A 21,622-nucleotide genomic window follows, 5' to 3' on the forward strand; every position below is an offset into this window, starting at 1 on the left:
GAAGAAAGCATGAGCAAGATCGAACATCTCGACTCCGCGCCGATCCGGCGCAACGATACGCCGGCTCACGGAATCTCGTTCGGTGAAGCGGTGCGCGTCTGGGCACGCGTCGCAGCTCTGAGCTTCGGCGGCCCAGCCGGCCAGATCGCCGTGATGCATCGGATCATCGTCGAGGAGAAACGCTGGATCGGCGAAACCCGTTTCCTGCATGCGCTGAACTACTGCACGCTGCTGCCTGGGCCGGAGGCGCAACAGCTTGCGATCTATATCGGCTGGCTTCTACACAAGACCAGGGGCGGGCTGGTAGCAGGGATTTTGTTCGTGCTGCCCGGCGTCGTCGCCATTATGGCGCTGAGCTGGATCTACGCCATCTTCGGCAATGTCGGCGCCGTCCAGGCGCTTTTCTTCGGACTGAAGGCCGCGGTCCTGGCGATCGTGCTCGAGGCTGTTCTCCGGATTGGCCGGCGGGCCCTCAGGAACAACGTGATGGCGGGCCTCGCCGCCGCGGCGTTCATTGCCCTCTTCCTGTTCCATGCCCCCTTCCCGCTCGTCGTGCTGGCTGCCGGTGTCGTCGGCTACGTCGGCGGCCGGGCCGGCTGGGCGGCGTTCCGCGCAGGCAACGGCCATGGCAAGGTCGGAGGCAAACAGGTTGCCGACGCCGACAGTGCCCTCGGTGAAGAGATTCCCGCCCATGCCCGCCCGCCGGTCAGTTGGTCACTCAAGGTGGCCGCAGTCGGGCTGCTGCTTTGGGGCGGGCCGGTCCTGGCGCTGCTGATATTTCTCGGACAGGGCAACGTCTTCACGGACATCTCGATTTTCTTTTCCAAGATGGCCATGGTCACGTTCGGCGGCGCGTACGCCGTCTTGTCGTATGTCGCCCAACAGGCGGTGGACCACTATCACTGGCTGAAGCCCGGCGAGATGCTGGACGGCCTCGGCATGGCCGAAACCACGCCCGGCCCCCTGATCATGGTGACGCAATTCGTCGGCTTCATGGGTGCCTATCGCGCGCCGGGTCTCCTGAATCCGTTGCTTGCCGGCACCCTGGGCGGTCTGCTGACGACCTGGGTGACCTTCGTGCCATGCTTTCTCTGGATCTTCCTTGGCGCGCCGTTCATGGAGACCATGCGCAGCAACAAGGCGCTCTCGGCGGCGCTGGCGGCAATCACGGCGGCCGTCGTCGGGGTGATCCTGAATCTCGCGATATGGTTCGCGCTGCATGTGCTGTTCCGCGAACTTCAGGAAGCGCGCGGCCTCGGCATTGCCGTCGATCTCCCGGTGCTGAGCTCCGTCAACGTCCCGTCAATGATCCTGACACTGGGCGCCGTCGTTGCGGTGTTCCGCTTCAAAGTCGGAATGCTGGCGGTGCTCGCCGCCTGCTCGGTCCTCGGCCTTGGCTATGGACTACTCATGGGATGGGTCTGACACCGGAGCCAGTCAGCACGACACGAAAGAGAAGCCGCACCTTCCCATGACCAAAACCGTCCACGATCCGAGGTAGGGACACCCTTGCAACGCATCCATCCGGCTACATATCTCTTTGCTGCACGCGCCCTGCGTGACTTCGGCGACGGTTTCGTGGCCATCCTGCTGCCGGTCTATCTGCTGGCTTTGGGCTTCTCGCCGCTGCAAGTCGGCGTGCTTGCGGCCACATCCCTTTTGGGCTCGGCGCTGTTGACCATTGCCGTGGGGATGCTCGGCGTGCGCCTTGATCTGCGCCGCCTGCTTCTGGCCGCGGCCTGCCTGATGGTGGCCACGGGCGCTGCCATGTCCGTCATCAGCGACTACGTGCTTCTGCTGATGGTCGCCTGCGCCGGCACGGTCAATCCGTCCGCCGGCAGCGTCAGCGTCTTTGTACCGCTGGAGCACGCAGTGCTCGCTCGAGACGTCGGCGATGCCGATCGGACGACGATGTTCGCGCGCTACAGCCTCGTCGGCGCGCTCGCAAGCGCGGTCGGCGCCCTTGCGGCGGCCCTGCCCGATGCCAGGGCGTTCGTCGGGATTGGACAACTGACCGCCATCAAGCTGATGTTCGTGCTCTACGCGCTCGTGGGCGTGGCCGGCGGCCTTCTCTATTCCCGCATCCCCACCCGCCGGCCAAACCATCCATCCACGGAAGCCGCCGCGCTCGGTCCCTCGCGCGCCATCGTCCTGAAACTCGCAGCCCTCTTCAGCCTCGACGCATTCGCGGGCGGTTTTGTGGTTCAGTCGCTGCTCGCGCTCTGGCTGTTTGAGCGATTCGATCTGTCGCTGTCGGAAGCTGGGGTATTCTTCTTCTGGACGGGTGTGTTGTCGGCCTTCTCGTTCCCTGTCGCGGCATGGCTATCGCGGCGGATCGGGCTCATCAACACCATGGTGTTCACCCACATACCCTCGAGCGTCGCGCTGATGCTGGCGGCCTTCGCGCCCAGCTTGCCTTTGGTTCTGATATTGCTGATGATCCGCGCCGCGCTCTCGCAGATGGACGTGCCGACACGCTCCTCCTATGTGATGGCGGTGGTGACGGAGGCGGAGCGGGCCGCGGCCGCGAGCTTCACATCGGTGCCGCGCAGCCTTGCCGCCGCGGCCAGCCCCGCGCTTGCCGGTACCCTGTTCGCCGCATCGTATCGCGCTTGGCCTCTCCTCATCTGCGCCACACTGAAGATCGCCTATGACCTGCTCTTGCTATTGCAGTTCCGGCACCACAAACCGCCGGAGGAACGTTGAAGGCACCCACCCATCTGCCCTTGTCCTGGTCCCGCGCCAGGCAAGTTCGGAGGCGGTGGCGCCGGCACCACATGGCTGGTCGAGCCGGCAGCCGACGTCGCCCGCTCGCTTCGATCTCGGCATCAAGCACTTCGTGCTCTCCGACACACCGTACCTGTCCGAGATTACGCGCCAGGGCGATCAACTGCTTCCGCTAATACGCGACTAAGCTTTCTTCATTGCAATCCGTCAGCGATCGCTTGGGCGATCTTACTTGCCTGTATGCGGATATCCGGAACGGCGGTGATTTCCCAGAACTGCCCCGCGGTCAGTGCGCCAACGGCATAGATGACGGCCTCATCGCCCATCGACCCCGGGATGCGCGACTGTGCATTAACGACTAGGCCGAGGCGAAGCGGATCAGCCTCAACAAGACCCTTGCGGTGCATCTCCTGCAACAATGGCGAGTGCGCGATGCCAGCCCGTTCCATGCCGGTGCAATTTACGATCCAGTCCGCTTGCATCGATGCCACAAGGCCTCCTCCGCGAGGCCGGTAGTGCAATTTTAGAGCCCCGGCTTCCTCCACATCCCGCAGATAACCAGCCCGAACCGAAACTTGACCGCTCTGCATCATGTCTTCGAACCTTCGAAAGACGTCGGGGGCAACGCGGTGACGGTGGACGTTCCACCATGGCAATGCATGACGTAGGAAGCGGCGGCGTTCAGTCTCCGGCAATCTTAACCATAGAGCCTGTGTTTTCGGGCGCAGACCATCCATGACCCTGCGCCAGTCGCCGGCATTCCTGCTTTCACGACGCAGAGTATGCAGGATTTCACTCGTCCGTGTGGGCAGTGCCTCAACATCGATCTCCACGGCCGGCTTTGGATGGCTGAGATGACTGAGTGGAACGAGGCCACGTCGGGACAACACGATTATCTTGCCCATAAATCCGTGGGCAAACAGTGCCAGGACTTGATCGATCATCGTCAGTCCCGAGCCGAGAATACAGACAGTGTCGGTCTTCTCCACCCGTCTGAGCCAAGATAGCCTCCATGGATTTTCGATGATATGCGATCGCGCGTTAGCCGACAACAGCGACTGATCGAACGGTAACTTGGCATTTCCGACGCCAAGACAAAGAACGATGCTTCGGCCGGCAATCTCACCGCCGTTGTCTAATAGAAAACCGAGCGCGGCGCCGTACCGCTCGACACATCCGCTAGCCTTTGCCTTGATGAAATCGACCCGGCAGCAGCGCTTCTTGTTGCGCAGAAGGGCGGCCAAGCTGTCGCGGATATATAGTCCATAATCCTGTCTGGACGCGAAGTCTCCCCCGTGCAATGGCCGCTTATGCTCACGCAGCCATTCGACAAACGCATCCGGACGGTCTGGAAATAGGCTCATGCGTCCAGCAGGCACATTCAAGCGATGTAGATAAAGCTCGGTGCGATAAGCCGTTCCGCGGCCAAAACCGGGATCGTCGCCGACAATGGCGATGGATGCCGTTTCAGGAAGCAGCTCGACGAGGTTGCAGACTGTGGCGATGGCGGAAAAGCCGGAGCCCACAACAACGGCATCATAGATCATTGCTTGCCCTCTCCGCGTTCCGACGTGCGGGAAAATTGCCGATGTCCCCCGTTCGTCTGATCTAGGGCAGGTGCATCTCCGATCCAATATGCGATGGTTCCGTCGCCAGCATATGCCAGTTTCGTCTTATGTGCTTCCACTCACGAGACGGCCCCGGCCTGTCACGCTTCCCAATTCGTGAATAGCCCTAAGCTCACTTGCAACGAGCTTCTGAAGCCTCCACAGGTTGAGGTCCCGAATTCCCCAGGCCTCGAGATGTTTCACCGTCAAATAGAGATATTCGGCGCACGATCCTCTGGCACCGCATGCCCTTGCCAAAATGCTTGCCACCGCCTCAAGGGTCAGCTTGGAGGTAACATGCCTGCCCTTTGGATCAGCCCAAAAGACCAGCGCGCGCACAGGGCCTTGCTCGGTCTGTACGCGGATCCACTTTATGGTGGACGAGTCTTCGAGGGTGCCGATTTCACGCCGAAGCATCCGCCGAATCTGGCCCAGGCGATCACCGTCATCCAATCTGAATGCGACGGCCTTGCAGTGCCCACCTCGCTTCAATGCAAGCATGAGCCCCGGCTGCGTCAGCGATCCTCGCCATCGTGTCATTCGAAGACAGAACGAGCGATGCCAACCCTTGACTGTTCCGACACGTGCTTCCACGGCATCGAAATCAGGCTTCCAGATCAGCGAGCCGTAGGCGAATACCCAAAGCGCATCGCCTTGCGATTCCTGGTCCAGCCGCTCGGCGATTGCTTCCAGTTCCCCGTCCGTGATCGGTATCCGCAGCGGGTCTGGGCCCGGGTCGATCTCGTCTCGCAAGCTTAGAGTTACCAATTCATCCGTCAGATCCATCTGGGATTGGCCTGCCACGACTTCGGCGCTTCGTCGAACCATCGGCCTACCTCCGCCCATGGCTAGCCAATGTTCGGCTCCCCACCGAGTTTGCCCGCTGAAACCCTCCGTGATGCGGACGGTTCAAGGCTGCCCGGCAAGCGTCTGCGAGAGCGCCATCGTTCATACCACTGCTGCCAAGCCCGATGAGGTTGCCGCTGGCAACTGTTTAGGCAAACCAAGGTTGCCCCGGAGCGTCTCTTCTCTGTACTCGGTGCGATAGACACCCCTTTCCTGTAAGAGCGGCACAACCTTTTCCACGAATTCGTCAAAGCCGCCGGGGGTCAAGTGAGGCGCAAAGACGAATCCATCGGCCGCGTCTGCCTGCACATGACGATTGATCTCGTCAGCAATGTCATCCGGTGTTCCGACAAAATGCTGGCGCGCGGTGACACGAATGGCCAATTGGCGAATGCTGAGACGATCACGATCGGCAATTTCACGCCAAAGGCGCGCTGTCTCCAACCGGCTCTTGATATCCAGATTGCTCGCCCGCCCCTGGGCGAGCCGCGAATCGGAAACATCGGGTTCGATCTCCGGCAACGGCCCGTCCGGATCGTAGTTCGATAGGTCGCGATTCCAGACTTGTTCCAGAAACACGATCGCGTTCTTCGGACTGACCTGCTGCAGCCGGATCGCGTTCAGCCTCTCCTCCGCATCGTACTTCGTATCACCGATCACGAAGTGAGCCCCGGGAAGGATTTTGAGTGCGTCCGGGCTGCGGCCGTATTTCGCCAGACGCTTTTTTACATCCCCGTAGAAGGACTGACCCGCCTCGAGCGAGCCGTGCCGGGAATAGATGAGGTCCGCCTGACTGGCTGCCAAGTCCCTACCCTCGTCCGAATCTCCGGCCTGGGCGATGACCGGTGAGCCTTGCGGCAAGGGCGCCAGCCCAGACCATCCGGAGATGTCGAAGTGTTTGGAGCGAACCGAAAACGCGCCACCTCTCCATATTGCCCGCGCCGCCTCGATGAATTCGCGCGCGCGTTCATAGCGTTCACCATGCGGCAGATGATCGCCGCGGCGGAAGTTCGCGCCGGTAAAGGCGCCCGGCGAAGTGACAACGTTCCAGCCAGCCCGGCCGCCGGACAATAGATCGAGCGTCGCCAATTGGCGGGCGAGCGCGTAAGGTTCGTTGAAGGTCGTCGTCAGGGTACCGATCAAGCCGACATGCTCGGTAATGGATGCAAGAGCTGTCAGAATCGCCGGCGTATTCGGTCGGCCAGCAACGTCCAGCTCATGAAATCGGCCCTTCTGCTCGCGGATGCGCAACCCCTCGGCCAGGAAGATGAAATCGAATTTGCCGCACTCCACGGTTTCGGCGAAATGTCGGAACGACGAAAATTCGATCTGGCTTCCTGCCGCCGGATCGCTCCAGACGGTGAAATTGTTGACGCCCGGAAACTGCGCGCCGAGAATAACCTGCTTTTTAGCCATGGACTGCTCCCTTGAAACTCACGCCGCCGCCGTAAACCGATTGGCCGCTAGTGGCAGGCCAAACCGATCTCGAAGCAAGCCGCCGGCTGCGGCGCGGACAGGAAAGGCCGCGCTCAATACAGGCAAAAGCTCACTGCCGAGATAAGCCACTTGCTCTGCGGGATCGGCGAGCAACAGGCGAATACCGTCGACGCCCGATCGGGCCAGCCCGGCGATCTGCGCCACCAGTTCAGTAGTTGTTTGCCTCACGGCCTCAAGGGTGACGTCGGCAATAAAGGCTTTTGTCTTGCTGCTGGCTGAGCTGCGGATCTTTTCAGCCGCGTCTCCGATGCTCGCTGCCTCCAAGCGCAGAAAGACGATATCAGCCGCCGCCGCGGCGAGAAGATCTTCGTCCTGGCGATAGGTCACAGCAATCACAGGCTGACCTTGCGGCGGCCGAGGGGTAATGGAGGGGCCGAGAATATCGAATCCCGTCCCTTTGAAATTGACGTAATGCAGCTTGGAGCCATCGAGAAAGCGCTGGCTCTCCTTGTCGCGGATGATCGTTCCATCTTCCCAGCTATCCCATAGAAGCCGGATGACCTCGATCGCATCGCGTACGTCCTGATCTAGAGCTGTGGCTTGCGCCGGCGGGAAGCCACCAAGTTCGCCAAGCGCATGCTTGGCTTGTGCTGCCTGGGCTCCACGATATTGCTGCACGAGCAACCCTGCCCTGCCGCCGCTGACGAAGTCCAAGGTCGCGATCGCGGTCGAGACGTGAAATGGTTCCAGGAAACTGACGGGTGCTCCGGCGATGATGCCGATATTGCGGCTGCGCGGCGCAAGCCAATTGGCAAGCAGCACGGCATCCAGACCATCGCCCTCGGCGCGTGCGAAACCATCATCTAGCGTCACAAAATCGACAGCCTCGTCTATCTGCGCGATGAGGGCTTGCCAATGATCGCGCTGGTCTTCGCGCCTGTTGCCGGAACGTGCGGCGACATCAAAACCGACGCCGACAGTCAGGCCATTTGCATTGGTGGTCATGTAAGCTCCTGTCTTGTCACGATCTAAAGCCAAACTATCGTCCCGGCGCTTCGCTTTGGATGAGGCGATCGCATCTCTGGTTTTCGGAAGCCTCAGGCAGCGGAGGTCTCGTACGCCGCCAGACGCGCGGTGATCTTCTGTTCCTGCGTGGCTTTCAGCGCCGACACGCGCGCCGTCGCCTCCTGGAAAGAGGCTGCAGGCGGATAGATCGGTGTCGAACCGATCTTGCCTGCCTTTGCGCCGATCAGCTTTTCAAACGGCAGGGAGCGATAATAGACGGGATCCGCAGTCACATCGAAAAGCGGGCGATAGCCGAGCGAAACATAGAGCGCGACAGCCTCCGGCTGGCGGAAACCGGTCGACAGATAGGCGCGGGTGTAGCCGAGTTCCGCGGCGCTTTCCTCAAGCGCAATTACGATTCGCCGACCGAGCCCCTGACGGCGTAGCGCCGGATGTGTCCATATGCGCTTGAACTCAGCCGTTTCGTCATCGTGGCTCATGAAGGCACCGCCGGCGATCGTTTCGCCGTCGCGTTGCAGCAGGAGAAAATCGCCGAGCGGCGGAGAAAACAACGCGACGGGGTAGCGCAGGATTTCCATGCGCGCGCCACCCGGTCGGCTCGCGGCGCCGTACCTGCCGTCATATTCGCTCACCAGCCCTTCAATCAGCGGCTGAACTGCCGGCTCCAGAAGAGAAGAACGGACAATGATATCGGTCATAGGAACGCCTCCAAATGGTACCTGAAGGCTGTCCGGAGATAGCGCATAATCGGGATATCCGTCCCGTCGCTCTCTCGATGCCGCTCAGTGCTTCACGCTCTTAGGATGCATGATTGCCGGAGGGCTTCGCACGGCATGATCTTTTATTGTGCAGTCGACGATTGAAACATCATTGCTCGATTTAGTAGTCCATTAAAAATATAGATTAACGAGATTGATATTGCCGCCAACCGCCAAGAGGACGGATGTCTTACACCCTGAGTTTTCTCGACAAGAGTCCGATTGATGGGCCCGAGCGTGCATCGCAAGCATTGCAGCGCAGTTTGGCGCTCGCCAAACGCGCCGAAGAGCTCGGCTACCGGCGCTTCTGGGTAGCGGAGCACCATAACTCCGCCAAACTCGCAAGCTCTTCCCCCGAAGTATTGATCGGTTTTCTGCTGGCGCATACGCACCGCATCCATATTGGCTCCGGCGGCGTGATGCTCCAACACTACAGCGCATACAAGGTTGCGGAAAACTTCAATCTCCTTTCGACTCTCGCACCAGGACGCGTCGATCTTGGCGTCGGAAAAGCGCCGGGCGGCTTGCCGCTTTCGACCGCTGCTCTTCAGAAAGCCTATGATCCCACGCGCAAACCATCGTTCGAAGCGCAGTTGGCCGAGCTGGATGGCTTCTTGCGCCATGAACAGGATAATGAACGCACCACTGAAGACCTAGCCGCCTTTCCCGCGCCCGAACTGCCGCCAGGTCGCTTCCTGCTCGGCGCAAGTCCGGAAAGCGCGAAATTAGCCGCTCATCTAGGCTGGAACTATGTCTACGCGGGCCACATCCATGGTGATGATGACGCGATTTCACAATCGCTTTCGGCCTATCGGCAGGCGGGTGGCGGTACGGTGCTGCTTGCGGTCAGTGTCGTGACGGCTCAGACAACCTCGCTCGCTGAAAGCCTTTTGGGCGACACGCGCCGCTTCCGCCTTGAGATCAAGGATGGACAAGGGGTCAATGTCGGCAGCCGTGAACAGGCTCTGGAATATGTCCGCCAGGCGGGCGCAACCGACTATCGAATCGAGGAGAGAAGCCCGCGCGTCATCCGCGGAACGCCCACCGACGTCCATACGGAGCTGCAGCGCCTGCACAGGAGATTCGGCATCGATGAATTCGTCATCGACTGCCCACTTTCCGAGGGTGCTCATCGTCTAAACACCATCGAGCTCCTGGCGGGCGCACGCGGGGCCGTCGCGGCCTGAGTGGCTCGGCCTCTCACAGATTTTTCACAAGGAGATATCCATCAATGCTTATTCGCAGACATTTTCTGGGCCTGACCGCCGCCATGCTCGCAACCTCTGCGCTGCCTGGCCTTTCTATTGCGGCGGAGGGTACGCCGATCAGTGGCGGCAAACTGACGTGGGGTGTCGAGACGGAACCGGCCACGCTCAATCCGCAGCTCAACGGCCAGGACAAGACCAAGCTGCTGTTGCGCAATGCCTATGAGTCGCTGCTGGCGCGCAGCGCAGATGGCGGCTACGTTCCTTGGCTGGCAACTGAATATAACATCTCCGACGACGGCAAGACGTATACATTCAAGCTTCGCGATGATGTAACCTTCACCGACGGTCAGACATTCGATGCCCAGGCCGTCATCACCAATTTCACCAAGCTCAAGGATCCGGCTTATAGCGGCAGCGTGAGCGCGGGTCCGGTCTCCCGCATCGTCGAGGCGAAAGCCTTGGACGACTACACAGTCTCCTTTACGTTGAACCAGGTCTATGCGCCCTTTCTCGACTACGCCGCGAGCCTGGAAATCCTCTCACCGTCAGCCTTTGCGTCGACGCAACTGAAATCCGGCGGACCCGAGATTGCGGGAACCGGTCCCTTCATCCTCAAGCGCTATGCCAAGGGACAAGACATCCAGTTCGTCAAGAATTCTGCCTACCACTGGGCACCCAAGACGGCCGCTCATCAGGGACCGGCCCATCTGGATGAGGTGATCTATCGCTTCCTGTCCGAATCCTCGGTGCGAACGGGAGCGCTTTCGTCCGGACAGGTCGACGTGATCGAGGGGATCGCCGGCAACGATGCCAGCCTCTTCAAGGACAATCCGGATTTCAGTTATCAGACGGCGCTCAATACAGGCACGCCCTATTCGCTTTTCCTCAATGTCACCTGGGGACCGACCCAAGATATAAAGGTGCGCAAGGCTCTGATCGCCGCCATCGACGTCGATGCGGTTCTGAAAGCGGTCTATCGCGGCGAACGCACGCGGGCATGGGGCATAACATCGCCGATCGACCCGCGATTTTACGACAAGAGCATCGAAGCGACCTATGGTCCCGATCCGAAGGCCGCAAACGCATTGCTTGACGAAGCCGGCTGGACAGCACGCGATGCAGACGGCTTTCGGACCAAGGACGGTAAGCGGCTGACCATCGAAGTCATCCAGGCGCAAGCGACCGTGCGCGATCAACGTGACGTTCTGCTGCAGGCTCTGCAGGCGCAGGCACGGCAGAACGCCGGGATCGATCTCAAGATCGTCTTCGTGGATGCGGGCACCTATACCGATCGACGCAAGACCGGCCAATTCGGCTCGATCGCCAACTCCAACACGCCCACAGATGCGATCGACATCGAATATCACTACCTGCCCGTCGATAAGGGCGGCACCATCAACTACAGCCGCGCCTTTGCGCCGGAACTGTCGCAGTGGCTGAATGAAGCTGCTTCGACGCTAGACCAGAAGAAGCGCTTCGATCTGTATTCGAAGCTGCAGCGCTTCGCCATTCTCGATCAGGCCTACGCCCTGCCACTTTACGAGCCCGAGGACCAGGTAGCGGCTGCAAGCTATGTAAAGGGGATCAGCTTCCGGCCCTTCAAGCAACTGCCGGAGAGCGCATACGACCTCTGGCGCAACGAATAAACCGTCCAGTCAACGTGTTCTCGCGCGTCAAGCGGTGGGGACGATGTAGGAGCGACCGATCATGAGTGCTGACAACGCAACGGCGTTCGACCGGACCCCGCCAGCTTGGCCATCACGCCGAGGCCGATCGAAGCGCAACGGTCTCTCGTCGCAGATCCTAGTTCGCATCGGATCGGCAATCGCGGTTCTATGGGCCGCAGTTACACTGAGTTTCATCAGTGTGCACCTTGCACCGGGCGACATTGTCAGCCTGCTGATCGGTGAGCAATTGCGAACGCCCGAAGTGGAGACCGCCATTCGCCTGGAATGGGGATTGGACAAACCGTTGCTGACCCAATACTTGACCTATCTGCTGCGTGTTCTCCATGGCGATTTCGGTCGTTCCTACATCCTGCAGACGGATGTCTCTGGTCTTGTATTGTCGCAGATGATGCCGACGCTGAAGGTGACCGCGGCCGCACTTGTCGTGGCGGTGGTGTTTGCCGTTGCCAGCGCCCTGCTGACGGCCGGCAAACGCCTGCCCCGCAGCATCGCAGGCGGCCTCGAACTTATCCTTATCTCGACGCCGTCCTTCTGGCTCGGCATCGTGCTCCTGTTCATATTTTCTTTTACCTTGAAACTCTTTCCAGTTGCCGGCGACCGGACATTCTCGGCATTGGTACTGCCGGCCTTGTCGCTTGGCCTATCCCTCGGCGCCGTTATCGGACAGGTGCTCCGGGAAGGCCTTGAGCGCGCCCTGGAGGCGCCCTTCATGCTGACGGTCCGAAGCTGGGGTGTCGGCGATTTCGTCCTGAGGCTGCGCCATGGTTTGCGTCACGCAGCACTTCCCGCCGTCACGCTTGCGGGTTGGCTGGTCGGCAATCTGCTGTCGGGCGCTGTCATTACCGAAGCGGTATTCGGTAGGCCCGGATTGGGCCGTATTACGGTCGATGCCGTTCTGTCGCACGACCTACCTGTCGTGCTCGCGGTCGCAATCCTGTCGGCTTTTATCTATGTCGTCCTCAGTACGCTGATCGACGTGCTTTATCTTTTGCTCGATCCACGTCTTCGCAAAGAGAACTTGGAGGCAGGCCATTGAGCATCGCCTCCTCTCCACGGCGGCAAACCAATTGGCCCCGCCCGCGGCTTTACCCTCAGTTCGCGAATCCGGGGATGACTCTTTCGGCGATTTTCCTGCTGCTGGTGGCGATCGCAACCATCTGGCCGCAAATTCTGACTGCCGCCAATCCCATTGCTGCCGACCCCCTGCAAGCACAGTTGCCGCCATCGGTCGAACATTGGTTCGGCACGGATCACCTCGGAAGAGATGTCTTCTCGCGTGTGGTGTATGGAGCACGCTACTCCATTCTAATCGGCGTCAGTGCTGTCGTCATTGCGGCAGTTGTCGGGGCTCTTCTTGGCCTTCTCTCCGGTCTGGCCCGCGGCCTTGTCGATGAAGCCATCACGCGCTTTCTGGATATCATTTCGTCGTTTCCGGATCTGCTTCTCGCACTTGTGCTGATCTCGTTCACCGGGCCTGGCACGGTCGATCTCATCTTCGCGCTGGGCGTCGCCTCTGTGCCGCGATTTGCGCGGGTGGTGCGAGCGCAAACCTTCGTGATTGCTAAAAGCGGCTATGTCGAACAGGCAAAAACCTTTGGACTGACGCCCAGCGTGCTGGTGGCTCGCCACATCCTGCCCCATGCCCTGGCCCAGGTGCCGATCCTGGCGACGATCGGTCTCGGCACGACCATCATTCAGGCCGCGGGCTTAAGCTTTCTCGGCATGGGCCCGCAGCCCCCGGCACCGGAGTGGGGAGCAATGCTGGCGGAAGCGCGCAACTATCTGCGCGTCGCCTGGTGGATCGGCGTGTGGCCCGGTCTCGCCATCACGCTGACGGTCATTTCCATAAGCGTGCTTGGAAGACGCTGGCAGCTTGCCTTCGAAGGCAGGAGGATATCGTGACCCCCGTGCTCGACATCCGCAACCTCACCATCGGGTTTCCCAAAGGCGGCTGCGCCAATACGGTCGTCCATGGCATTGACCTGACGATCAATCGGGGCGAAGCGGTCGCCCTTGTTGGAGAATCCGGCTCCGGCAAGTCCGTGACCGCGCGCTCGATCATCGGCCTGGCCGGGGCAGGCGCAGCCATTCGCGCCGATCGTTTTGATATCGATGGAAGCGATGTACGCAATTTCGACGAAAAAGACTGGCAGCGGCTTCGCGGCGGAAAGATAGGTTTCGTTCTTCAGGATGCGCTGGTCTCTCTCGATCCGCTGAGACGAATTTCGCAGCAATTGTCAGACGCCTTTGGCGGACGCCGCCTTTTTCGCCGACCCAAGCGACACGAAGACAGCCGCCTCCTACTGCAGTCGGTCGGCATCCCCGATCCGGATCGCCGGCTGCCGCAATATCCGCACCAGCTTTCCGGCGGTTTGCGCCAGCGTGCCCTCATCGCAACGGCTATAGCCCGTGGACCGTCACTGTTGATCGCCGACGAACCAACGACCGCGCTGGATGCGACTGTTCAGAAACAGATCCTCGATTTGCTGGCCGAACGTCGAAAGGCCGGCCATACGCTCCTCCTGATCAGTCATGATCTCGCCGTCGTCTCCCATCTTGCCGATCGTGTGCTTGTCATGAACAGCGGACGGATCGTCGAGGCAGGTCCGGCGGAACAGATACTAAGACGACCTAAGCATCCCTATACGCAGCAATTGCTGGATGCCGTGCCATCCGCCAGCTCAAGGGGATTCCGTTTATCTCCAGCGACAGCTGCGAATTTGCGGGCGACACCAGCACAGCAGCACTCCCAGACTGGTGACCGCTCCAGGATTCCCCTGCCGACAAAGTCGATCGATCATCAGATCCACATTCTGTCGGCTCGCAACCTCGTTAAACGCTACGGCGGATCGGGCGGTATTTCTGCCGTCAACGATGTATCCTTCGATCTCGCTGCAGGCGAAGCCCTCGGCATCGTTGGTGAGTCCGGTTCCGGCAAGACGACCGTTGCGAAAATCGTTCTTGGCCTGGCGGAACCAGATAGCGGAACGGTCTACCTCGACGGCGAGCGCTGGAGTAGTGTCCCCGAGAAAGAACGCCGTCACAGGCGCGCAAGCATGCAACTGATCGCACAGGATGCCCTCAGTTCCTTCGATCCCCGCTATACGGTTGAAAGAATCGTCGGCGAAAGCCTCGATAGCGTCGGCGTCTTTGGCGCCGCACGCCGCCAGCGCGTGCTTGAAGTGCTGGACGCGGTCCGTCTCGGCGAGGCGCTGCTGAAGCGTCATCCGCGCGAGCTTTCCGGCGGCCAGCGCCAGCGTGTCGCCATCGCGCGCGCCTTTGCGCCGCGTCCGCGGCTTCTTGTCGCCGACGAGCCGGTCAGTGCGCTCGACGTATCTGTGCAGGCGCAGGTGCTGGATCTGCTGGCCGAACTTCAGGCCGCGTCCGGAACCTCACTCCTATTCATCTCTCACGATCTTGGCGTCATCCATCACCTGACCGATCGAGTTCTCGTCATGAAGGATGGCCGGATCGTCGAAGCAGGCGCGGTGGAAGATGTCTTCGCCAGCCCGCGTCACAGTTACACGCGCTCTCTACTGGAAGCGGTTCCGGCTTTGACCGGAGAGGCGCAATCCGAGGCATGCTTTTGAACCATCAAGGAAATTCGTCCATGACCAGCACTCGTACCCGACGACTGAAAACCCTGACCGGAGCAGGCAGCGTCATTTCAGCCGGCAACGACACAAATCCGGTCACCGGCATAAAGCGCGCCGTCGAACTCGCTCGCAAAGCCGAAGCAGAAAAGATCACCGGACTGTTTACCGCGGATCTTCTCCACATCGACCCGGCGGGGCTTGCGGGAACCGCAGGGATACAGGAACCGATCGTTGCACTTGCGGCCTTGAGCCAGGTGACCTCTCAGATCGGTCTGATCGCCACGGTCTCCACCACCTTCCATTATCCTTACAATCTGGCCCGCCAGATCGGCACGCTGGACCATACGAGCGGCGGACGCGCCGGCTGGAATGCCGTGACCTCCTCGGTCGGCGAAGAGAATTTCGGCGAGACACTGCCAAGTCCGGAGGAGCGTTACGAGCGGGCTGCCGAGTTTATCGAAATCGTCAATGCACTTTATGATGCCAACGAACGGCATGCGGCCGAGCGTAAGACGTCGGGCGCGATTGGTATCGATCCGACGAAATTTCATTCGATCAACTACCACGGCAAGCACTTTAAAGTCGAAGGTCCTCTGAACGTGCCGCCTTTGCCACAGGGTCGCCCTGTTCAATTTCAGGCCGGACAGTCCGAGGCAGGGGTAAGCGTTGGTGCACGATATGCCGAGGTGGTTTATACCTCTCAGCCCAAACTCGAGGACGCCATCGCTTTTGCGACGGAGTTACGGCAGCGGGCAACGAGTTTCGGACGTGCGGGCGCCCTGCCCTTCATCATGAATTCCTTCCATTCAGTCATCGGCGACTCTGACGCGGACGTCGCAAGGCGCCTGAAGGAAAAGCACGAGCGGATCGATTACGAGCAGGGGCGCCTCAAGCTAGCCGACATGCTTGGTGGAAACCTTGATCTTTCCGACTTGCCGCTGGACAAGCCCTTGCCAGAAACCCTGCTGCCGGAAGTCACCAGTATCAATCGCCGGCGGGGCCGCGTGGAGATTTTCCGGCGTTATGCCCGTGAAGGGCTGACCTTGCGAGAACTTATCATCCAGGCCCAGGAAACCGGACACTGGTCCGTTGCCGGCACACCTGAGCGATTGGCCGACGCGATCGAGGAGCGTTTCCGCGCAGGTGTTCTGGATGTCCTGTCTCTACATGGCTTTGGCAATCCCGATCAGGAGGACCTGCTTGTGAACGGGCTATTGCCGGAATTGCGGAGGCGTGCGCTCATCGACACAGACTATGTCGGGGACGATTTCCGTTCGAATTTGGAGCTTCCGCCTTACACAGCCTCGAACGGGACCTTCAGTTCGGCAAAACGCGCTTGATCTGGGAATATGATTTCGGCTCACACTCATCGGCGGTTCCAGACGTACCGGCATCGCGGATGAGCTTCCTAGAGAACCCTGCCTTTAGCATCGAATTTATTACCCGAGCCGATCGCACATGCCGCGCGGGCTTTCGATAGCCACAAAGGCGTGTTTCAGAAATCGGCGATGGGATCTGCGACACTAGGCCGATCCAAACGGCGGATTATCCAATCTTCGCTGGAAGCAAAGAATGTCTTTCGGCAGAAAGCTTCGGCACGGACGCGATCAGATCGCGCGTATAAGTATGCCGAGGGTGCTCGAAGAGCTGCTCGACCGGCCCTGTTTCAACGATCGCGCCATCCTTCATGACGGCGATACGATGGCCCATGTGCTGAACCACGCCGAGATCGTGCGAGATGAAGACCATCGACAGTCCCAATCGGCTCTGGAGATCGACCAGCAAATCGAGAACCTGGGCCTGCGTCGTTACGTCGAGCGCGGATACCGGTTCGTCGCAGATCAGGAGTTTCGGTTCCGCCGCCAGCGCCTGGGCGATGGAGACGCGCTGCCGCTGGCCGCCGGAAAGCGTGTTTGGCCGCCGCGCGAGAAGCTCCGACGACAGGCCAACTCGTTCAATCAGCTCGGCTATTGTCCGCTTGCGCGCTGCCCGATCGAGATCATCGCGCAGCCGCAGCGGCTGCTCTAAAAGGCGCTCCACCGTGAAACGGGGATCGAAAGAGCCGAGGGGATCCTGGCTGATGGTCTGAATAAGGCGACGCAGCGGCCGTCGCTCTGATTCGGCAAGTTCGCTCCAAGATCTGCCTTCGAAATGCACCTCGCCGCTATCCGGGCGCCGCAGCGCTAAAGCGACCTTGCCGAGTGTCGTCTTGCCAGAACCCGACTCGCCGACGATTCCAAGTGTCTCGCCGCGCCCGACCTCAAGCGAAACCTTTTTAACCGCGTCGAAGCGGCTGCCGTCGGGGCGCTTGAAGCTCACGGAGACATCGCGGATCTCGAGCAACGGTCCTCCCGATTCCACAACTCGGCGGCGTATTGGCGCGCCTTCGGCACTGCTCAGCCACCGGCCACGGGTTGCCGCGGTCGGCACAGCGGCAAGCAGCCGACGCGTATACTCGTGCTGCGGCACGGACAGCACCCTGCGCGCCTGACCGGCTTCCACTAGGCGACCATTCTGCATGACGACCACCCGGTCGGCGAGTTGCATCGCCACGGCGAGATCATGAGTGATGAGGAGAACGGCATGACCGGCACGCGCCAATTCCTTGAAGACGCTGAGAACCTGTCGCTGAACAGTGACATCGAGGGCGGTGGTCGGTTCATCGGCGATCAACAAGCGTGGCTGCGCGGCAAGCGCCGAAGCGATCAGCGCTCTTTGACGTAATCCGCCCGACAGTTCATGGGGATATTGGGCGGCGCGATGATCGGGGTCGGGAATGCCGACCTCACCAAGCAGTTCTTCAACACGTCGCGCCGCCTGCGAACGGGGCAGCAGACGATGCGCCAGGATCGGTTCGGCGACCTCGCGGCCGATCGTGCGCAAGGGATCAAGCGAGACCAGCGCATCCTGCAGTACGAAGCCGATTTCCCGCCCGCGCAGCCGGCGCCAGGATCGCTCCGACAGGCTGAGGAGATCGAGCATTCGCCCGTCACGACCCGCAAGCGTCATCGCTTCCGCCCGGACGTCGGCCCGTGATCCGGCAAGGCCGACAAGCGTACGCGCCGTCACCGATTTTCCCGAGCCGGATTCTCCGACGAGCGCCAGGATTTCCCCGGCCGCGATCTGAAACGAAAGGTCGTTGACAGCCTCAACACGGCCGCGCGGCGTCGGAAAAGCGACGCTTAGCCCCTTCACCTGCAGTAATATCGGATTGCCCGAAGGGACGGTCGTGGAACGGCTCGGTAGAATGGTGTTCAGGTTCAAGGCATCTCCCCCTTGGACAACAAGGTCTGCAGCCGGCGGCCGAGAAGAGTGAGCGAGATCACGGAGATGGCGACCACCGTGGCAGGCAGCAAGCTGGTCCAGGGGGCGACATCAAGGAAGTTGCGGCCGTTTGCGAGCAGCGCACCCCATTCCGGTGCCGGCGGCACAACGCCGAGGCCGAGGAAACTCAGTGCCGATGCGGAGAGAACGGAACTCCCTACCCCTATCGTCGCCAGGATCAGCAGGGGGCGAACCGTGTTCGGAATGATGTGGCGGATAATGATCGTCCAGGGACGTTCGCCGAGCGTGACGGCATGCTCGACATACCCAGAGAGCTTTACCTGCAGCACCTGCGAACGCACCAGCCGCGCATAGGAAGCGATGCTGGAAAGCCCGACGGCAAGCAGCGTGTTCAACGGCCCACGCCCGAGCACGGCGATGACAAGCAGCGCCAGCAGCATTTCCGGAAATGCGAGCAGAATATCGATCCCCCGGACGAGAAGGCGGCCGATCGCCTTCGGAGCAAGTGCGGCCGCCGTGCCGAGCAGGATGCCACCTGCGGTGGCGATCAGGGTGGCCCCGATGCCGATTGCCAGCGACAGCGATGTTCCGTGGACGACGCGGGAAAACAGGTCGCGCCCGAGCTCGTCGGTGCCGAACCAATGTCTGAGATCAGGGGGCAGCAATATGGCATCCGTATCCACCGCTTCCGGATCGAAAGCAGTAAACCATTGCGGCGCGGCGACCGCGAAGGCCAGAACCACCACGATAAGAAGCGGAACGAATAAGCCAGGTGCCAACCAGGGATTGGCATAACCCCCACCATTTCCGCGCCGACGCAGCGCGGCATCGAACAATTCCGCGCTGCTCATTGTACCGTTCTCCTGAGACGAGGATCGATCAGGAGATAAAGGGCGTCGACTAGGAGGTTGATGACGGCGAAGACCGCTGCCGAAAGCATCACCAAGCCCAATACCAGCGGCATGTCGCGAGTCTTGATTGCCTGTAATGTGATCTGGCCGATGCCGGACCGGCCGAACACCGTTTCCGTAAGGATGGAGCCGCCGAGCGCGCTGGCGAGAAGCGTGCCGGTCAAAGTCGATGCGGCAAGTGCGGCGTGACGCAGCCCATGGCGAAATCGCAGCAGGGTCTCCCCGACGCCGCGAGCACGCACCGTGAGCGCGAATGGCTGGGATAGGCCCTCTTCCAGCCCGTCGCGCAGCACCTGGCTCAGCAGCGCAGCCAGAGGCAGGCTAAGGGCAATCGCCGGCAGCACGAGGGCGGAAAGCCCGTCATTGCCCGTCACCGGGAACCACTGCAGTTGAAAGCTGAAAACTGACAGAAGCACGATGCCGATCCAGTAGACCGGCGTGCTCAACACCACCAGCTCGATGCCGGAAAGCGTCGCCGCAAGCCCTCGCTGGCGTCCGGCGGTCGTCAGCGCGATGATGATCGCCAGAAACAGCGCGACAACGAGGGCGCTGCCTGCTAGCTGCAGTGTCGGGCCGACGGCTTCCCATATCACCTCGATGACGGGCTGCCGATATTGATAGCTTTGGCCGAAATTGCCGAGCAGCGCATCGCCGAGATAGCGCAGATATTGAAGCGCCAGCGGCTGATCCAATCCGTACTGACGCACCAAGGCGGCGCGCTCGGCCCCGTCCACAACGTTCTCGCCGCCGGCCAGGATCGAGACGGGATCGCCGGGGATTAGCTTGATGGCGATGAACGCAATCGTCGCCGCGCCCCACAGCACGGCAACGATCACACCCAGCCGCCTCGTGCCGGCACGGATCAGATTACGGGTTGAGCCAGGCATCGTAGAAATTCGGTTTGGCGTTGGTCGCCCAGCTAATGCCAAGCAGTTTCTTGGAGGCGCCAAGCTGATAGGCCGGGATATAGCGCGGCACCGCATAGGCCTGATCGATGATCTCGGCCTGGATCTCAGCATACAACCGTTTGCGCTCAGCATCGGTTGCACCGATCGCCTTGCTCAGCTTCTCATCAAGACTGTTGATGCGGGCATAATTGGCGCCGTTGGGCGGCGCATAGGCGGAATGGAATACGGTGCGCAGGATGTCGGGCTCGGCGCGCACGTAGTAGAGCGAGACCAGATCGTAATCGTTGGCATTAGTGCGGCTGGTAAAGCCGCCGGCATCAACCGGATCGAGCTGAAGATCGAAACCAGCCTGACGCACCTGGTACTGCGCCGCCTGGGCGAGCGTGATATCGGAGTCACCGACTTGCGCGCTGTCATAGACATAGTGAACCGTCAGGCGCTGGCCCCCCTTTTGGCGAATGCCATCGGCATCCTTCTCAGTCCAACCGGCTTCATCGAGTAACCGGTTTGCCTTGGCGACGTCGAAGCCCCACTTCGTCTTGACGCCGGGATCGTAATAGAGCGTCGAGGGCCCGACGATGTTGTCAGCCGGTTTCAGGGTACCGAAATAGGCAGCCTTCACAACGGAAGCCACGTTCACCGCACTCTGAAAAGCCTGGCGAACCTTGATGTCCGTGAAAGGCCCCTTCGATGTGTTGAGGAGAAAGGAGCTACTGACGCCCGGATTCTCTTTCGTTACCACCTGCAAAGTGCCGTTGCCTTGCACGGATCGGAAATTGGCGGGAGGAACGGCGTCGATGGCCTGGACTTGGCCGCTCGCCAATGCGCCTAGACGAACCGATGCTTCCGGCAAGTATTTGAAATCAATTTCATTGAAATGCGCCGGCCCGGTGTGGATCGCATAGCCCGGACCCCAGTTGTAGTCGGCGCGCCGGCTGAGCTTGCTGCCGCTGCCTTGGACGAAACTGTCGAGAACATAGGGACCGGAGCCGACGACCGTATTGGTAGTGCTCGCCGCCTTCTGCAGATAGGCCGGCGACTGAATTCCGAGATAGGGCAAGCTCAGGCCCTGCAATAACGGCGCGAAGGACTGGCGGTAGCGTATGACAAGCGTTTGCGTATCCGGGGCCTCGATCTTATCGATAGGCCCGAGCAGCGACTTCGCATAGCTGGAGGTCGTCTTGGGATCGAGAATACGATCGAAATTATATTTGACCGCCGCGGCATCGAGCGGCGTGCCGTCGCTGAACGTCACGCCCTGGCGCAAATGAAATGTATAGACTGTATTATCGCCATTGATTTCCCAGCGCTCGGCGAGCCACGGGGAGAAGCTGTTGTCCGGAGCCTGACCCACCAGGGAATCGACGAGGTTTCGAGTGATCACAGCCGTAATCGAACTGCCGGTAATCGACGGGTCGATGATCGCCGTATCCGTTCCCAGCCCGACCTTCAAGACGCCGCCATCGACCGGCTTCGCAGCATCGGCACCTGCCCAGGCACCGTTGGCGGCCATGGTCAGAAAGAAAGCCACCACAGCGGCGCCAACACTGCCGCGCCTCGAAATACCGACGATTCTACCACTCATGATCCCATCCTGTTTTCTCAAAACACCTTTGACTGCCCGA

The 21,622-nt window shown here is 60.6% G+C and carries 17 protein-coding genes and 1 pseudogene; 9 read left to right on the forward strand and 9 right to left on the reverse strand.

The features are described 5' to 3' along the window. The first annotated feature begins 9 nt into the window (after positions 1-9). From chrA to QA648_RS31310, 3 genes and pseudogenes are all read left to right on the forward strand, one after another. Positions 10-1,425, forward strand: coding sequence for a chromate efflux transporter (chrA, locus tag QA648_RS31300; RefSeq protein ID WP_283052847.1), 1,416 nt, complete (start codon positions 10-12; stop codon positions 1,423-1,425). Positions 1,426-1,509: 84 nt separating this feature from the next. Further along, positions 1,510-2,706 carry an MFS transporter gene (locus QA648_RS31305; RefSeq protein WP_283052848.1) on the forward strand — a complete coding sequence of 399 codons (1,197 nt, stop codon included), beginning with the start codon at positions 1,510-1,512 and terminating at the stop codon, positions 2,704-2,706. 33 nt (positions 2,707-2,739) lie between these two features. Next, a pseudogene (locus tag QA648_RS31310) lies at positions 2,740-2,914 on the forward strand (alkanesulfonate monooxygenase); the annotation flags it as partial. A gap of 7 nt (positions 2,915-2,921) precedes the next feature. On the opposite strand, the gene QA648_RS31315 reads toward QA648_RS31310, so the two are convergent. The 5 genes from QA648_RS31315 to QA648_RS31335 all read right to left on the reverse strand — a co-directional run bounded on the left by QA648_RS31315 (position 2,922) and on the right by QA648_RS31335 (position 8,341). Next, positions 2,922-4,274, reverse strand: a complete 1,353-nt coding sequence (locus QA648_RS31315; protein WP_283052849.1) for an FAD/NAD(P)-binding protein — start codon at positions 4,272-4,274, stop codon at positions 2,922-2,924. 126 nt (positions 4,275-4,400) lie between these two features. Beyond that, positions 4,401-5,120 carry a gamma-glutamylcyclotransferase gene (locus QA648_RS31320; RefSeq protein WP_283052850.1) on the reverse strand — a complete coding sequence of 240 codons (720 nt, stop codon included), beginning with the start codon at positions 5,118-5,120 and terminating at the stop codon, positions 4,401-4,403. A gap of 162 nt (positions 5,121-5,282) precedes the next feature. After that, entirely contained in the window at positions 5,283-6,596 is a 1,314-nt protein-coding gene (locus QA648_RS31325; RefSeq protein WP_283052851.1) for an LLM class flavin-dependent oxidoreductase, read from the reverse strand. 18 nt (positions 6,597-6,614) lie between these two features. Continuing rightward, positions 6,615-7,622 carry an LLM class flavin-dependent oxidoreductase gene (locus QA648_RS31330; RefSeq protein ID WP_283052852.1) on the reverse strand — a complete coding sequence of 336 codons (1,008 nt, stop codon included), beginning with the start codon at positions 7,620-7,622 and terminating at the stop codon, positions 6,615-6,617. A gap of 92 nt (positions 7,623-7,714) precedes the next feature. Beyond that, positions 7,715-8,341 carry a GNAT family N-acetyltransferase gene (locus QA648_RS31335; protein ID WP_283052854.1) on the reverse strand — a complete coding sequence of 209 codons (627 nt, stop codon included), beginning with the start codon at positions 8,339-8,341 and terminating at the stop codon, positions 7,715-7,717. A gap of 245 nt (positions 8,342-8,586) precedes the next feature. On the opposite strand from QA648_RS31335, the gene QA648_RS31340 reads away from it, so the two are divergent. From QA648_RS31340 to QA648_RS31365, 6 genes are all read left to right on the forward strand, one after another. Further along, positions 8,587-9,588, forward strand: a complete 1,002-nt coding sequence (locus tag QA648_RS31340; protein ID WP_283052856.1) for an MsnO8 family LLM class oxidoreductase — start codon at positions 8,587-8,589, stop codon at positions 9,586-9,588. Between the two features lie 44 nt (positions 9,589-9,632). Further along, positions 9,633-11,255, forward strand: coding sequence for an ABC transporter substrate-binding protein (locus QA648_RS31345; protein ID WP_283052858.1), 1,623 nt, complete (start codon positions 9,633-9,635; stop codon positions 11,253-11,255). Positions 11,256-11,316: 61 nt separating this feature from the next. Further along, positions 11,317-12,333, forward strand: a complete 1,017-nt coding sequence (locus QA648_RS31350; protein WP_283052859.1) for an ABC transporter permease — start codon at positions 11,317-11,319, stop codon at positions 12,331-12,333. A gap of 74 nt (positions 12,334-12,407) precedes the next feature. Then, positions 12,408-13,199 carry an ABC transporter permease gene (locus QA648_RS31355; protein ID WP_283052862.1) on the forward strand — a complete coding sequence of 264 codons (792 nt, stop codon included), beginning with the start codon at positions 12,408-12,410 and terminating at the stop codon, positions 13,197-13,199. After that, positions 13,196-14,887, forward strand: a complete 1,692-nt coding sequence (locus QA648_RS31360; protein ID WP_283052863.1) for an ABC transporter ATP-binding protein — start codon at positions 13,196-13,198, stop codon at positions 14,885-14,887. Before QA648_RS31355 ends, QA648_RS31360 begins: the two co-directional genes overlap by 4 nt. A gap of 20 nt (positions 14,888-14,907) precedes the next feature. Further along, positions 14,908-16,233, forward strand: a complete 1,326-nt coding sequence (locus QA648_RS31365; protein ID WP_283052864.1) for an NtaA/DmoA family FMN-dependent monooxygenase — start codon at positions 14,908-14,910, stop codon at positions 16,231-16,233. Between the two features lie 205 nt (positions 16,234-16,438). Here QA648_RS31365 and QA648_RS31370 read toward each other — a convergent pair whose 3' ends face one another. The 4 genes from QA648_RS31370 to QA648_RS31385 are packed head-to-tail and all read right to left on the reverse strand — an operon-like array spanning position 16,439 to position 21,510. Continuing rightward, positions 16,439-18,157 (reverse strand): ABC transporter ATP-binding protein, encoded by a 1,719-nt coding sequence (locus QA648_RS31370; RefSeq protein ID WP_283052865.1) that lies wholly within the window; start codon positions 18,155-18,157, stop codon positions 16,439-16,441. Further along, complete coding sequence (locus QA648_RS31375) at positions 18,154-19,029, reverse strand: ABC transporter permease (RefSeq protein WP_283052866.1); 876 nt, start codon at positions 19,027-19,029, stop codon at positions 18,154-18,156. The genes QA648_RS31370 and QA648_RS31375 overlap by 4 nt, the downstream gene beginning before the upstream one ends. Then, entirely contained in the window at positions 19,026-19,976 is a 951-nt protein-coding gene (locus QA648_RS31380; RefSeq protein ID WP_283052868.1) for an ABC transporter permease, read from the reverse strand. Before QA648_RS31380 ends, QA648_RS31375 begins: the two co-directional genes overlap by 4 nt. Then, positions 19,957-21,510 carry an ABC transporter substrate-binding protein gene (locus tag QA648_RS31385; RefSeq protein WP_283054319.1) on the reverse strand — a complete coding sequence of 518 codons (1,554 nt, stop codon included), beginning with the start codon at positions 21,508-21,510 and terminating at the stop codon, positions 19,957-19,959. Before QA648_RS31385 ends, QA648_RS31380 begins: the two co-directional genes overlap by 20 nt. Positions 21,511-21,622 lie beyond the last annotated feature (112 nt).

This window comes from Rhizobium sp. CB3171 (assembly GCF_029714265.1).
Lineage (GTDB): Bacteria > Pseudomonadota > Alphaproteobacteria > Rhizobiales > Rhizobiaceae > Rhizobium.